This is a genomic window from Streptomyces africanus (assembly GCF_030816955.1).
Taxonomy (GTDB): Bacteria; Actinomycetota; Actinomycetes; order Streptomycetales; family Streptomycetaceae; genus Streptomyces; species Streptomyces africanus.
In genome coordinates this window covers 1740333-1754502 of sequence record NZ_JAUSYP010000001.1, presented here as the reverse complement: position 1 = coordinate 1754502, position 14170 = coordinate 1740333, and the positions used below count along the sequence as shown (strand labels likewise).

9 protein-coding genes are annotated in these 14170 nt (G+C 71.5%); 7 read left to right on the top strand and 2 right to left on the bottom strand.

Annotation, left to right across the window (positions count from 1 at the left end; genetic code table 11):
- Positions 1–33: 33 nt before the first annotated feature.
- Positions 34–1203, bottom strand: coding sequence for a putative hexosyltransferase (locus QF034_RS08240; RefSeq protein ID WP_307174302.1), 1170 nt, complete (start codon positions 1201–1203; stop codon positions 34–36).
- 263 nt (positions 1204–1466) lie between these two features.
- On the opposite strand from QF034_RS08240, the gene QF034_RS08235 reads away from it, so the two are divergent.
- Both QF034_RS08235 and QF034_RS08230 read left to right on the top strand, forming a co-directional pair.
- Positions 1467–3071: an MFS transporter gene (locus tag QF034_RS08235; protein WP_307174301.1), complete on the top strand. Its 1605-nt coding sequence runs from the start codon at positions 1467–1469 to the stop codon at positions 3069–3071.
- Between the two features lie 332 nt (positions 3072–3403).
- Entirely contained in the window at positions 3404–4594 is a 1191-nt protein-coding gene (locus tag QF034_RS08230; protein WP_307174300.1) for an acyl-CoA dehydrogenase family protein, read from the top strand.
- Positions 4595–4631: 37 nt separating this feature from the next.
- Here QF034_RS08230 and QF034_RS08225 read toward each other — a convergent pair whose 3' ends face one another.
- Positions 4632–5069: a cell division protein SepF gene (locus QF034_RS08225; RefSeq protein ID WP_114251168.1), complete on the bottom strand. Its 438-nt coding sequence runs from the start codon at positions 5067–5069 to the stop codon at positions 4632–4634.
- A 289-nt stretch (positions 5070–5358) separates the two neighbouring features.
- On the opposite strand from QF034_RS08225, the gene QF034_RS08220 reads away from it, so the two are divergent.
- The 5 genes from QF034_RS08220 to QF034_RS08200 all read left to right on the top strand — a co-directional run bounded on the left by QF034_RS08220 (position 5359) and on the right by QF034_RS08200 (position 14156).
- Positions 5359–6594 (top strand): DUF5685 family protein, encoded by a 1236-nt coding sequence (locus tag QF034_RS08220; RefSeq protein ID WP_307174299.1) that lies wholly within the window; start codon positions 5359–5361, stop codon positions 6592–6594.
- 196 nt (positions 6595–6790) lie between these two features.
- Entirely contained in the window at positions 6791–7696 is a 906-nt protein-coding gene (locus QF034_RS08215) for a S1 family peptidase (RefSeq protein WP_307174298.1), read from the top strand.
- Positions 7697–8063: 367 nt separating this feature from the next.
- Entirely contained in the window at positions 8064–9146 is a 1083-nt protein-coding gene (locus tag QF034_RS08210) for a S1 family peptidase (RefSeq protein WP_307174297.1), read from the top strand.
- A 571-nt stretch (positions 9147–9717) separates the two neighbouring features.
- Positions 9718–13167 carry a DNA polymerase III subunit alpha gene (locus QF034_RS08205; protein ID WP_307174296.1) on the top strand — a complete coding sequence of 1150 codons (3450 nt, stop codon included), beginning with the start codon at positions 9718–9720 and terminating at the stop codon, positions 13165–13167.
- Positions 13164–14156, top strand: a complete 993-nt coding sequence (locus QF034_RS08200) for a DNA polymerase Y family protein (protein ID WP_307174295.1) — start codon at positions 13164–13166, stop codon at positions 14154–14156. Before QF034_RS08205 ends, QF034_RS08200 begins: the two co-directional genes overlap by 4 nt.
- Positions 14157–14170: the final 14 nt, after the last annotated feature.

Genomic DNA, 14170 nt, shown 5'->3' with positions numbered 1-14170 from the left:
CTGGCGTGGAATTCTCCGGGCGCTCACAGCGGGTCAGGGGGGACCCGAACCGTTCAGCCAGAACGCCCCGTACACCGCCGAGGCGACGGCCACCGACCCGAGCACCAGCGCTGACCTGCGGATACGCAGCCGGGCCAGGGCCAGGGCGAGAGGCAGCAGCAGCGGGAAGGCGGGCATCAGCAGCCGCGGTTTCGAGCCGAAGTAGCTCGACGCGCACAGGGCGAGCACGGTGACCACTCCGGTGTAGACCAGCAGCGGCAGCGGCTGGCGTCCACGTACTCCGGCCACATACAGCCAGACGACTGACACGACCCCGGCGATCAGCCCGGCACCGGCCAGGGCCGAGGGAAACGACGTGAACTTTTCGGCGACGAACCGGGCGAAGGCGTAACCCCCGTCGAAGCCGTTGCGCCACCCCGCCTGCACGTCGAGATAGCCGAGCATCCCCTTGCCGGTGTGGTGGCCGACCCACAGCACGTATCCGGCGGTGCCGAGGGGGGCGAGCAGCATGCCGAGGGCGCGGCGGGTGCGGGGGCCGACGTCGTGGGCGTCGCCCGACCGCCGCTCCCCGGCGAAGGAGGCGATCGCCGCCACCCACACGGCGGCCACCACGGCCATCCCGACCGGACGGGTCAGCCCCGCCGGCAGGGCCAGCGTGCCCGCGGTCACCCAGCGGCCCGTCAGCACCGCGTACAGCGACCACGCGGCGAGCGCCGTGAACAGCGACTCGCTGTACGCCATCGACTGCACGATCCCGACCGGGAGCACGGCCCACAGCAGCACCGCGCACACCCCGGCCCGGCGGCCGTACACATGGTCCGCGACGGCGAAGATCCCCCAGGCCGCGGCGACCGAGGCGAACAGGCTGACCAGGAAACCGCCGTCCGCGTACGACAGCGGGGACACGGCTGCCACCAGCCGCTCCAGCCAGGGCAGCAGCGGGAAGAACGCGAGGTTCGAGTGCACGTCCCCGTTCGCCAGACGCACCTCGTAGCCGTAGCCGAGCTCGGCGACCCTGGTGTACCAGAGCGCGTCCCAGCGAGCGGTCAGCAGCGTGTACGCGCTCTTGTCGCGCGCCGCGCTCCACAGGGCCAGGGCGACGAGGCCCAGGACACGGACGGCCGCGTACCCGAGGAGCGCCGGGGCCGCCCGGCGCAGCGCCCCGGCGCGGGACGGGGCCGCGCGCGTCTCGAGATCGGTCACGGGCCCGATTATCGACCGGGGCCGGAACCGGCCGGCCGCCCGGGGCGTGGTCGACGGTGGGGGGAGTGGCGTACGCCACATCTTTCCGCCGGACGGGTGAGAGGTCCGCCACTCGGCTCCCGCGCGGACTCGCGTACTCTGACGTGTCACTCGCTGTTCGTTTGCGCGGGCCGGAGACCACCGCTCCTCTCCGGCCGAGTCGCGGGGGCGTCCCCCACCCCGTGAGCCCGCCGATCGCGAGGGAACATCTGGGAGGTACGTACATGTCCGGGACGACCACGGCCGCTGCGCTGCGCCGTCGGGCGGCCGGGGCCGGTGCCAACCGCTGGGTGGTTCTCGTCGTCCTCTGCGTCAGCCTGCTGCTGGTCGCCGTCGACGCCACCGTGCTGCACGTGGCGGTCCCCGCCGTCACCGAGGACCTCAAGCCCGGCGGGATCGAGCTGCTCTGGATCGTCGACGTCTATCCGCTCGTCTGCGCCTCGCTGCTGATCCTGTTCGGCACGCTGGGCGACCGCGTCGGCCGCCGAAGGGTGCTGCTCCTCGGGTACGCGCTGTTCGGCGTCGCCTCCGGCCTCGCGGCCCTGGCGGACAACGCCCAGGTACTGATCGTGGCGCGGGCGCTGCTCGGCGTCGGCGGCGCGATGATCATGCCCGCGACCCTGTCCATCCTGCGGCAGGTCTTCCCGGACCGGCGCGAGCGGGCGCTCGCGATCGGCGTCTGGAGCGCCGTGGCCGCGGTGGGCGCGGCGGTCGGACCGCTGCTCGGCGGCTTCCTGCTGGAGCACTTCTGGTGGGGCTCGGTGTTCCTCGTCAACATCCCGTTGATGCTGGTCAGTCTCCCGGTCGGGCGACTGCTGCTGCCCGAGTCCAAGGGTGACGGCGAAGGACCCTGGGACGTGGTCGGCGCGCTGATGGCGGCGATCGGGCTGTTCGGGGTGGTGCTGGGCGTCAAGCGGCTCGGCGGCGGGGAGTCGGTGGGGAGCCTGCTCACCGTGCTGCCGCTGGTGGTGGGCGCGGCGCTGCTGGTCGCGTTCGTACGGCGGCAGCGGCGGCGGACGCATCCGCTGGTCGACCTCGGGATGTTCGCGCGGCCGGCGTTCAGCACGGCCGTCGGGTGCATCGTGCTGGCGATGCTCGCGCTGGTCGGACTCGAACTGATCGCCGCGCAGTACCTCCAGCTGGTGCTCGGGCTGTCGCCGCTGGAGACGGGGCTGCGGCTGCTGCCGCTGACGTTCGCCGCGATGGCGGCCGGGCTGGCCGGGGCGCGGATGCTGCGGCGGTTCGGGCCGCGGCGGATGGTGTGCTTCGGGTTCTGTCTGACGGCGTTCGCGGTGGTGCTGCTGACGGGGCTGGGCCGGACGGACGACTGCGCGCTGATGCTGACCGGCTTCGTGCTGCTCGGCTTCGGGCTGGAGACGACGCTGTTCGGGGCGTACGAGTCGATGCTGAGCGAGGCGCCGCAGAACCAGGCCGGTGGGGCGGCGGCGATCGGGGAGACGTCGTACCAGCTGGGGGCGGGGATCGGGATCGCGCTGCTCGGCACGGTGATGAACGCGGCGTACGCGCCCGGGCTGTCGGGTGTGCCGGGGGTGCCGGAGTCGGCGTCCTCCTCGGCGGGGCATTCGCTGGGGGAGGCCTACGACGTTGCCGCGCAGCTGGGCGGGGTGGCGGGGGTTGCCCTGCGTCATGCCGCCCGGGACGCTTTCGTGCACGGGCTGCATGTGACGTTGCTGGTGAGTGCGGGGTTGTTGGTGCTCGGGGCGGTGATGGCGTTGCGGTTGCCGCGGGTCATGCAGTGTGAGGGTGGTGCTGGTGCGGTGGAGGTGCCCGCGCCCAGGGACGCCGCGGAGTCGCGCGTCTCGGTGTGACGCCCTTTTTGCCCACCCACGCGCCACCTGTGTCTGCCGACTGAGGGGTGGAGGTCGCCCGTGGGGGCGGGGCGCCGTCGGCGGCTTGCGGTGGCGGGGGTCCGGGGCCTGAAGCCCTGCGGGGCTGCGCCGGGAGGGAGTGGGCACGCGCGTCGCAGTCCGCCGGGCGCTCGGCGCTGTTCGTGGGATGAGGCCCGCGGGCGCCGACGGCGAGGGACCGCCCGCGGGCGACCTCTGCTCCTCAGTTCGCAGCTACGGGTGGTGCATGGGTGGGCAGGCGTCGTAGCGTCTTGGTTAGCAGTGCTAGTTAAAGAGCTTCGGAGGGTGTCCGCATGTCCGAGTCGTCCAAGCTTCCTCCCTTCGACCCCGCCGATCCCCTCGGCCTCGACGACCTCCTGGAGCCGGAGGACCTCGGGATCAGGGACACCGTGCGGGCCTGGGCCGCGGACCGGGTGCTGCCGCAGGTCGCCGAGTGGTACGAGAAGGGGGAGCTGCCGGAGATCCGGGAGCTCGCGCGGGAGCTGGGGGAGCTCGGCGCCCTGGGGATGTCCCTCGACGGGTACGGGTGCGCCGGGGCGTCCGCCGTGCAGTACGGACTGGCGTGCCTGGAGCTGGAGGCCGCCGACTCCGGGATCCGGTCCCTCGTCTCCGTGCAGGGCTCCCTCGCCATGTACGCGATCCACCGGTTCGGCAGCGAAGCGCAGAAGCGGCAGTGGCTGCCCCGCATGGCCGCCGGCGAGGTCATCGGGTGCTTCGGGCTGACCGAGCCCGACCACGGATCCGACCCGGCCTCCATGCGGACGTACGCCGAGCGCGACGGCACCGACTGGGTTCTCAACGGCCGCAAGATGTGGATCACCAACGGTTCGGTCGCCGGCGTCGCCGTCGTGTGGGCGCAGACGGACGACGGGATCCGCGGGTTCGTCGTACCGACGGACAGCGCCGGGTTCTCCGCCCCCGAGATCAAGCACAAGTGGTCCCTCAGAGCCTCCGTCACCAGCGAACTCGTCCTCGACGACGTACGGCTGCCCGCCGACGCCGTCCTCCCGGAGGGCACCGGCCTGCGCGGACCGCTCAGCTGTCTGTCGCACGCCCGGTACGGAATCGTCTGGGGTGCCATGGGCGCGGCCCGCAGTTGTTTCGAGGCCGCGGTCGACTACGCGAAGTCGCGGGAGCAGTTCGGACGGCCCATCGGCGGCTTCCAGCTCACCCAGGCCAAACTCGCCGACATGGCGGTCGAACTGCACAAGGGAATTCTGCTCGCCCATCACCTGGGGCGGCGTATGGACGCCGGCCGCCTGCGTCCCGAGCAGGTCAGCTTCGGCAAGCTCAACAACGTACGAGAAGCGATCGAGATCTGCCGCACGGCCCGCACCGTTCTCGGCGCCAACGGGATCTCGCTCGAATACCCCGTGATGCGGCACGCGACCAACCTCGAGTCGGTGCTCACCTACGAGGGCACCGTCGAGATGCACCAGCTCGTGCTGGGCAAGGCGCTCACCGGACTCGACGCCTTCCGGTGAACCCCGCGCGGGGGCAGGGCCGGTGAGCGGCCCTGCCTCAGCTCTGGTTGAAGAAGCCGTCCGTGCGGTGCGCGGCCGGGTCGCCGTTCACGATCTCCGTGTTGGCGGGGGTCAGCAGGAACACGCGGGTCGACACCCGCTCGATCGAACCGCGCAGGCCGAAGATCAGCCCGGCCGCGAAGTCGACCACGCGCTTGGCGTCGCCGGCGTCCATGGCCGTGAGGTTCATGATGACCGGCACGCCCTCCCGGAACAGCTCGCCGATGGCGCGCGCGTCCCGGAAGCTGTCCGGGGTCACCGTGCCGATGCGGCGCCCCTTCTCCTCGGCGACGTCCGAGGCCACCTTGACGCGCGGATCGGTGACCCAGGCCTCCCCGGGCTCGGTCCCGTCGGAGTAGTCGTCGTCGTAGTAACGCTCGTCTTCGTTGTCGTCGACGAGGCCAAGCCAGGCACTTGCCTTGCGTACCGATCCCATGGACGCCTCCTCTCACAGCGGTCTTTCTGCTTTCCGCATCCCTATGGTCGTCCATGATGCGGATGGCGCGCCAAGTGGATAGACGCCGCACGGGGGGTTTGTGACGGTACTGGTGCACAGCGAATCCGTCGAGAGTCCGTGTTTCCCAAGGGCCTTGTCGTAAACGACTGCTGACTGTGAGTGAAATATGATTCTTCGCGGCGTACGGGTGATGAGCGGGCCGTACGGGTGAACGCGATGGCCGATATCATGCGGCGCCAAACGTCGTACGGAGCACGGGGGGACATCGATGTTCGGAATGGTCAGGCCCTGTCGGCACCGGCTCGGGGAGAGCCTCACGGCCCAGTGGATGGCGCATTTGTGTGGGCTGTGTCTCGCGTTGCGCCGGGACCACGGGCAGCTCGCGCGCATCGTGACGAACTACGACGGGCTTCTCGTCTCGGTGTTGACGGAGGCTCAGGCGGGCCCGGCGAGCGGCACGTCGGGCGGTGTGGGCCGGCGTACGGCGGGGCCCTGTCCGCTGCGCGGGATGCGCACCGCCTCCGTCGCGCACGGTGAGGGAGCGCGGCTCGCGGCGGCCGTGTCGCTGGTGCTCGCCTCCGCCAAGGTGCGCGACCACGTCGCCGACGGTGATGGACTGCTGGCCCGCGCGCCGGTCGCGCGCGCCGCGCGCCGGATCGCCGTGGGCTGGGACCGCGCCGGGGCGCGCACCGGCTCCGCCGTCGGCTTCGACACGGCGGTCCTGGTCGACGCCGTGGACCGGCAGAGCGGTATCGAGGCGCTCGCCGGGCCCGGTACGCCGATCCTGACGGTCACCGAACCGACCGAGACCGCGACCGCCGCCGCCTTCGCCCACACGGCGGTCCTCGCCGGCCGGCCGCACAACGCCGGGCCGCTCGCCGAGGCCGGACGGCTCTTCGGACGGCTGGCCCATCTGCTGGATGCCGTGGAGGACCTGCACGCTGATGCCGCGTCAGGTGCCTGGAACCCGATCGCCGCGACCGGCACGTCCCTCGCGGAGGCCCGGCGGCTCGCCGACGACGCGGTGCACGGGGTGCGGCTCGCGCTGCGCGACGCCGAGTTCGCCGACGCGAAGCTCGTGCACCTGCTGTTCGTGCACGAACTGCGGCGCTCGGTCGACCGGGCGTTCGGCACGGTGCCGGTGTGCGCGTCGCACCAGGGCGGGCCGTACGGACAGCAGCCGCCCCAGGGGCCGCACGGCTCTGGGCAGGACCCGTACGCGGGTGGTGGCGGAAACCCGTACGCGGGTGGGGGCGGCAACCCGTTCGCAGGTGGGGGAGGAGGGTATGGCGGCGGTCTCGGCGGTGGCGCGCCGGTGCCCCAGCCGCCCCAGGGCCGGCGCGGGTTCTGGGCCGGCTGCGGGATGTTCTGGCTGCTGTGCTGCACCTGCAAGCTGTGCTGTGCCAAGGAGTACGAGGGGCCGTGGTCCCGCAAGAAGCGCGAGGGCTGCTGCCGGGATTGCGACTGCGACGGGTGCGACTGCTGCTGCCCCTGCGACTGCTGACCCCGCCGTGACCGGGGTGCGGAAGGGCCCGGCCGAAAGGCCCTCTTGCGCCTACCGGCCGTTCGGCCGAATACTCCCCCACAGCGCTTGTCAGGGGCACGGCGGATTCGGAATCCGGCCCGCCTCGCCCCGGACTGCGCCTCACGGGCCCGAAACCCCACGAGGGCCCCCGACTTCCTTTGTGGAGGAACGAAAAGTGAGGATCAAGCGCACCACCCCCCGCAGCGGCATTTCGAGACGGACCCGGCTGATCGCCGTTTCCACCGGCCTCGTTGCCGCCGCAGCGATCGCGATCCCCAGCGCGAACGCCTCCGACACCCCCACCACCTTCAGCGCCGCCGAGCTCAAGAGCGCCAGCGGCTCCTTGCTGAAGGCCGACATCCCGGGCACCGCCTGGGCCGTCGACAGCAAGACCAACCGTGTGCTCCTGACCGTCGACAGCACGGTCAGCCAGGCCGAGATAGCGAAGATCAAGCAGCAGGCCGGCGCCAACGCCGACGCACTCACGATCAAGCGCACCCCCGGCAAGTTCAACAAGCTGATCCAGGGCGGCGACGCCATCTATGCGAGTAGCTGGCGCTGCTCCCTCGGCTTCAACGTCCGTGCCAGCAACGGCACCGAATACTTCCTGACCGCCGGTCACTGCACCGACGGCGCGGGCACCTGGTACTCCAACTCCGGCCGCACCACGGTCATCGGCTCGACCGCCGGCTCCAGCTTCCCGGGCAACGACTACGGCCTCGTCCGCTACAGCGGCTCCGTCAGCCGTCCCGGCACCGCGAACGGCGTGGACATCACGCGCGCGGCCACCCCGAGTGTGGGCACCACCGTCATCCGCGACGGCTCCACGACCGGTACGCACAGCGGCCGTGTCACCGCCCTCAACGCCACCGTGAACTACGGCGGCGGGGACGTCGTCTCCGGCCTGATCCAGACCACCGTCTGTGCCGAGCCCGGTGACTCCGGCGGGTCGCTCTACGGCAGCAACGGTGTCGCGTACGGTCTGACCTCCGGCGGCAGCGGTAACTGCTCCTCCGGTGGTACGACGTTCTTCCAGCCCGTCACGGAGGCCCTGAGCGCCTACGGGGTCAGCGTGTACTAGGCCCCCCGCGGCAGTTCGCAGCACTTCGTAGCCCCCGCACGCTACGCGTGCGGGGGCTTTCGTGTGGAGCTCGGGCGCCCCTCCGAACCGGCTGCCGTAGGGGCGAAATTCAGCCACGCGTGAACCCCGAAGAGTGCCCGCACATTACTCACGCGTAATGTTTGCACTGTGAACACAGGGGAGTTGGGTCCGATTTGATCGTGGACGGTCAAAATGGGGGGCGTACGAAGCGCTGTCTACGCGCGTCTCGAACTCACCCTTGTGTGCCCCCCGTTGTCCTCGGAATAGTGGGCGCTCGTCAACAAAGCCTTCCGGTTCGCGAGGTCCCCACAACCTCCCGGACCGACCCCCCACAGGAGGACGTGAGTTGAAGCACCGACGCATACCCAAGCGGCGTGCAGCCGTGGCAGGTGCGGGTATCGCCGCACTGGTCGCCGCGGGAGTCACCTTCCAGACTGCGAACGCGAGCGAGACCCCGGAGGCCTCCGCGCCCCGGACCCTGTCGGTCACGGCGGCCGGAAAGCTCGCCTCGACGCTGGCCCAGGACCTGGGTGCCGACGCGGCGGGCACGTACTACGACACGAAGAGCAAGAGCCTCGTGGTGAACGTGCTCGACGAGGCCGCGGCCAAGGCCGTCGAGAAGGCCGGAGCCAAGGCGAGAGTCGTGGCGAACTCTCTCGCCGAACTGAAGAGCGCCCGCGGCACGCTGAAGCAGGACGCGACGATTCCGGGCACCTCCTGGGTGACCGACCCGACGAGCAACAAGATCGTCGTCACCGCCGACCGTACGGTGTCCAAGGCCGAGTGGACGAAGCTGGCGAAGGTCGTCGACGGGCTCGGCGCGAAGGCCGAGCTCCAGCGGACCAAGGGCGAGTACAAGCCCTTCGTCGCCGGTGGCGACGCGATCACCGGTGGCAGTGGCCGCTGCTCGCTCGGCTTCAACGTGGTCAAGGGCGGCGAGCCGTTCTTCCTGACCGCCGGGCACTGCACCGAGGGCATCTCGACGTGGTCGGACTCCAGCGGCAAGGAGATCGGCACCAACGCGGACTCCAGCTTCCCGGGCAACGACTACGGGCTGGTCAAGTACACGGCGGAGGTGGCTCACCCGAGTGAGGTGAACCTCTACAACGGCTCGACGCAGAAGATCACGGGTGCCGCCGAGGCGACGGTCGGCATGCAGGTCACGCGGAGCGGTTCGACGACCCAGGTGCACGACGGGAAGGTCACGGGGCTGGACGCCACCGTGAACTACGGCAACGGCGACATCGTGAACGGTCTGATCCAGACCGACGTGTGCGCGGAGCCCGGTGACAGTGGTGGCTCGCTCTTCTCGGGCAGCAACGCGATCGGGCTGACGTCCGGTGGCAGTGGTGACTGCACGTCCGGTGGGGAGACGTTCTTCCAGCCGGTGACGGAGGCGCTGTCGGCGACCGGGACCGAGATCGGCTGAGTTCCGGGTCCAGGTTTGTGGAGTCCCGCCCCTTGTGTGAGGGGCGGGGCTTTTTGCGTGCGCCGCCGGCGGTTGGGCGGGGTGCCTGCGGCGGCCTGTGGCTGCTTCGGTGGGGGTGTGCGTAGCGCCTTCGCGGTGGTGGTGGGTCGGGGCCGCGCCGGGGGGTGTCCGTCCTCGGAACGGCGCGATGGGGTCGGACACCGACTGGCTGTCCGTTGACGCGCCAACCGCTGCGGGCGGACACCCCCCGACACGTCCCCTTCTCGCCGTGCGCGGGTGCGGGTGCGTCGGGGACGCGTTACCGCGCCTTGCCCAGGTCCCAGAGGGCTGCCGTGCTGCCGGATCGCGGCGTCGGGCAGGGCGCGGGGGTCAAGTGAGGGCGTCGCTCGCCTCGTCGCGGAACGAGCGGTGCTGCATGCCTCCACGGTCGGGGGCTTTTTGGTGTTTTCGCAGGTGGGGCGGGGCCGAGCGGATGTCGCACATGTATTCGAGAATTGGTCTATGGTGGGGGTGAGGTAGCTGGGAACAAATGTTCGAGAACCGGTGTGGTTCACGAGTGCGGGAGGTGCGTGTGCCGGGGTTCACGCATCTGCACACCGTCTCCGGGTTCTCGTTGCGGTATGGAGCCTCGCACCCGGAGCGGCTGGCCGAGCGTGCCTCCGAGCGGGGCATGGACGCCCTGGCTCTCACTGATCGCGACACGCTCGCCGGTGCCGTCCGGTTCGCCAAGGCCTGTGCGAAGGCGGGGGTCCGTCCGGTGTTCGGGGCGGATCTGGCGGTGGCGGGGGCGGAGCGCCCCGAGCCCGGGCGGGGGCGGCGCCGGACTCCTGTGCGCGGTGGCGCCTTCGTCGACGAGTCCGCCCCCCGGGTGGCCTTCCTCGCCCGCGACGGTGCCCGTGGATGGGCCGGGCTGTGCCGGCTGGTCTCGGCGGTGCACGAGGGGGAGGGGACGCCGTTGCTGCCCTGGGAGCGCAATCACGCCGAGGGTGTGACCGTGCTGCTCGGGCCTGATTCGGATGTGGGGCGTGCCCTGGCCGCCGGGCGTCCCGACCGTGCGGCGCGGCTGCTCGTGCCCTGGCGGGAGGTCTACGGCGACGCCCTGCGGCTGGAGGCCGTCTGGCATGGCCGGAAAGGTACGGGGCCCGGTTCCCTGCGGCTGGCCGCCCGGACCGTCGGGTTCGCCGCCGAGCAGCGGATCCGGCCCGTGCTCAGCAACGCCGTACGGTACGCCGACCCGGGGCTGGGGCCGGTCGCCGACGTGCTGGACGCCGCCCGGCGTCTGGTGCCCGTCGACCCGACCAAGGAGCTGGACTCCGGTGAGGCCTGGCTCAAGGGGGCCGGGGCCATGGTCGGTGTGGCGGAGCGGGTCGTGGAGGCCGCGGGGTTCCGGCGGGACACCGCTCATCGGCTGGTGGAGCAGACCGAGGCCACCGCCGCCGAGTGCCTGGTCGATCCCGAGGACGATCTCGGGATCGGTACCGTGCACTTCCCCGAGCCGCATCTGGTCGGTGCCGACCGTCGTACCGCCCAGCGGACGCTGGCTTCGCGGGCGGCGGCGGGGATGGTGCTGCGCGGGTACGACCGGCGCCGGGAGTACTGGGAGCGGATGCACCATGAGCTGGACATCATCGCCCACCACGGCTTTGCTTCTTATTTTTTGACCGTCGCCCAAGTGGTCGACGACGTGCGGGAGATGGGCATCCGGGTCGCCGCCCGGGGGTCCGGTGCGGGGTCGCTCGTCAACCATCTGCTCGGGATCGCGCACGCCGATCCGATCGAGCACCGGCTGCTGATGGAGCGGTTCCTGTCGAAGGAGCGGGTCGTGCTGCCCGACATCGACATCGACGTGGAGTCCGCGCGCCGGCTGGAGGTCTACCGCGCGATCATCGACCGGTTCGGCACCGAGCGGGTCGCGACGGTCGCGATGCCCGAGACGTATCGCGTACGGCATGCGATCCGTGACGTGGGGGCCGCCCTGTCCATGGACCCGGCCGAGATCGACCGGGTGGCCAAGTCCTTTCCCCATATCCGGGCGCGGGACGCCCGCGCGGCGCTGGAGGAACTGCCCGAACTGCGTGCGCTGGCGGGGGAGAAGGAGAAGTACGGGAGGCTGTGGGAACTGGTCGAGGCGCTGGACGCGCTGCCGCGCGGGGTGGCCATGCACCCGTGCGGGGTGCTGCTGTCGGATGCCTCGCTGCTCGCGCGTACGCCGGTCATGCCGACCAGCGGCGAGGGCTTTCCGATGTCGCAGTTCGACAAGGACGACGTCGAGGATCTCGGGTTGCTGAAGCTCGACGTGCTGGGTGTGCGGATGCAGTCGGCGATGGCGCACGCCGTGGCGGAAGTGGAGCGGGTGTCGGGGGTGAGGGTCGATCTGGACGGGGTGTCGCCGGGGGATCCGGAGACGTACCGGTTGATCCGGTCCACCGAGACGCTCGGCTGCTTCCAGATCGAGTCGCCGGGACAGCGCGACCTGGTCGGGCGGCTCCAGCCGGCCGGCTTCCACGATCTCGTCGTCGACATCTCGCTGTTCCGGCCCGGGCCGGTCGCCGCCGACATGGTGCGGCCGTTCATCGAGGCGCGGCACGGGCGGGCGCCGATCCGCTATCCGCACCCGGATCTGGAGGAGCCGCTGAAGGAGACGTACGGGGTCGTCGTCTTCCACGAGCAGATCATCGACATTGTCGACATCATGACCGGCTGCGGGCGCGGTGAGGCGGACCGGGTGCGGCGCGGGCTGTCGGATCCGGAGTCGCAGGGGCGGATCAAGGTGTGGTTCGCGCAGCACGCGGCGGCGAACGGGTATGACGCGGAAACGATTCAGCGGACCTGGGAGATCATCGAGGCCTTCGGGTCGTACGGCTTCTGCAAGGCGCACGCGGTCGCCTTCGCCGTGCCGACGTACCAGTCGGCGTGGCTGAAAGCGCATCATCCGGCCGCCTTCTACGCGGGGTTGCTGACGCACGACCCCGGCATGTACCCGAAGCGGCTGCTGCTGGCGGACGCGCGGCGGCGCGGGGTGCCCGTGCTGCCGCTGGACGTGAACAAGTCGGGCGTCGCACACCGTATCGAACTGGTGTCCGGTAAGTGGGGGCTGCGACTGGCGCTCTCCGATGTGCACGGCATCAGTGAGGCGGAGGCGGCGCGGATCGCCGAGGGGCAGCCGTACGCCTCGCTGGTCGACTTCTGGGAGCGGGGCCGGCCCAGTCGTCCGCTGGCCCAGCGGCTCGCGCAGGTGGGAGCGCTGGACGCGTTCGGCGCCAACCGCCGTGATCTGCAACTGCATCTGACCGAGCTGCACCGGGGCGCGCGGGGCGCGGGCGGGGGCCAGCTTCCGCTGGCGGGAGGGCGGAAGACCGCACCGGCCGGGTTGCCCGATCTCACCTCGTCGGAGCGGCTCAGTGCCGAGCTGGGCGTGCTGTCCATGGACGCCTCGCGCAACCTGATGGACGATCACCGGGCGTTCCTCGACGAGCTCGGCGTGGTGTCCGCGCGCCGGCTGCGTGAGGCCCGGCACGGGGAGACGGTGCTGGTCGCGGGAGCCAAGGCGGCCACCCAGACGCCGCCGATCCGGTCCGGCAAGCGGGTCATCTTCTCCACCCTGGACGACGGCACGGGCCTGGTCGACCTCGCCTTCTTCGACGACTCCCACGACGCCTGCGCCCACACCGTCTTCCACTCCTGGCTGCTGCTGGTGCGCGGGGTGGTGCAGCGGCGCGGCCCGCGCAGCCTCAGCGTGGTGGGCGCCGCCGCCTGGAACCTCGCGGAACTGCTGGAGGTGCGCCGGGAGGAAGGGCTGGAGGGGGTCGCGGCCCGGTTGGCCGGTGCCGGTGCCGGTTCCGGTGGCGACGGCGACGGCGAGGGGCCTGAGGGCTCCGCGGACCAGGATCCGGCGGAGCAGCGGAAGATCCGTATGCCCACGGGGTACGAGATGCACCCCTGGGCCGATCTGCGTCCCGCGGGCGAAGGGCCCGCGGTGGGAAGAAAGTTGTGGCACCAGAGTCCGGGGAGTGCGGGATGACCATCCTCTGCGTACGTTTCCAGCTGCCTCCGACACGCGAGGCCGACCTGCCCCGACTGCTCGGGATGCTCGAGGAGTTCACCCCCGTCGTCCAGGCCCTGCCACCGGACGGGGCGCTGGCCGACCTGCGGGGCGCCGAGCGGTACTTCGGGCGGAACGCCGTCGAACTGGCCTCGGTGATCCGGGTGCGCTCGCTCGCGCTGTACGGCGTCGACTGCGTGATCGGAGCCGGGCCCGGGCCGATGCTGGCCCGCGTGGCGCTGCGCGACGCCGTGCCCGGGGTGACGTGTGCGGTGCCCGAGGAGCGGGACGCCATCGCGGAGTTCCTCGCGGACAAACCCGTCGCCGCGCTGCCCGGCGTGGGCGCCGCGACCGCCCGTACGCTGGGCGACTACGGCCTCGACACCCTCGGCCGGGTCGCCGCCGCGCCGCTGTCCACGCTCCAGCGGCTGATCGGCGCGAAGGCCGGCCGCGAGCTGCACGAGAAGGCGAACGGCGTCGACCGCGGACGGGTCGTCCCCAACGCCGTCTCCCGCTCCCTCGCCACGGAACGCCCCTTCGGCCGCGATGAACTGGACCCGGACCGGCACCGCCGCGCCCTGCTCTCGGCCGCCGAGGAGATCGGCGCCCGGCTGCGTGCCCTGGAGAAGGTGTGCCGCACGCTCACCCTCACCGTGCGCTACGCCGACCGCTCCGCCACCACCCGCAGCCGCAAGCTGAACGAACCGACCGCGCACTCGCCGGACCTGACCAGGGCCGCGTACGGCATGTACGAGGCGCTCGGGCTGCAACGGGCCCGGGTCCGTGCGATCACCCTGCGCGCCGAGGGGCTCGACCCCGCCGACCAGGCCTCCCACCAGCTGACCTTCGACCCCGTGGACGAGAAGGTCCGCCGTATCGAGGAGGTCGCGGACCGCGCCCGGGCGAAGTTCGGCCCGCGGGCGGTGATGCCCGGGGGACTAGGGGGACCGGGGCGACTGGCGGCGTAGATCCTTCCACGTGA

What these genes read in the sequence shown, in the direction of transcription:
- QF034_RS08235 (WP_307174301.1), top strand. Translation starts at nt 1,467, where the DNA reads ATGTCCGGGACGACCACGGCCGCTGCGCTGCGCCGTCGGGCGGCCGGG.
- QF034_RS08230 (WP_307174300.1), top strand. Translation starts at nt 3,404, where the DNA reads ATGTCCGAGTCGTCCAAGCTTCCTCCCTTCGACCCCGCCGATCCCCTC.
- QF034_RS08225 (WP_114251168.1), bottom strand. Translation starts at nt 5,069, where the DNA reads ATGGGATCGGTACGCAAGGCAAGTGCCTGGCTTGGCCTCGTCGACGAC.
- QF034_RS08220 (WP_307174299.1), top strand. Translation starts at nt 5,359, where the DNA reads ATGTTCGGAATGGTCAGGCCCTGTCGGCACCGGCTCGGGGAGAGCCTC.
- QF034_RS08200 (WP_307174295.1), top strand. Translation starts at nt 13,164, where the DNA reads ATGACCATCCTCTGCGTACGTTTCCAGCTGCCTCCGACACGCGAGGCC.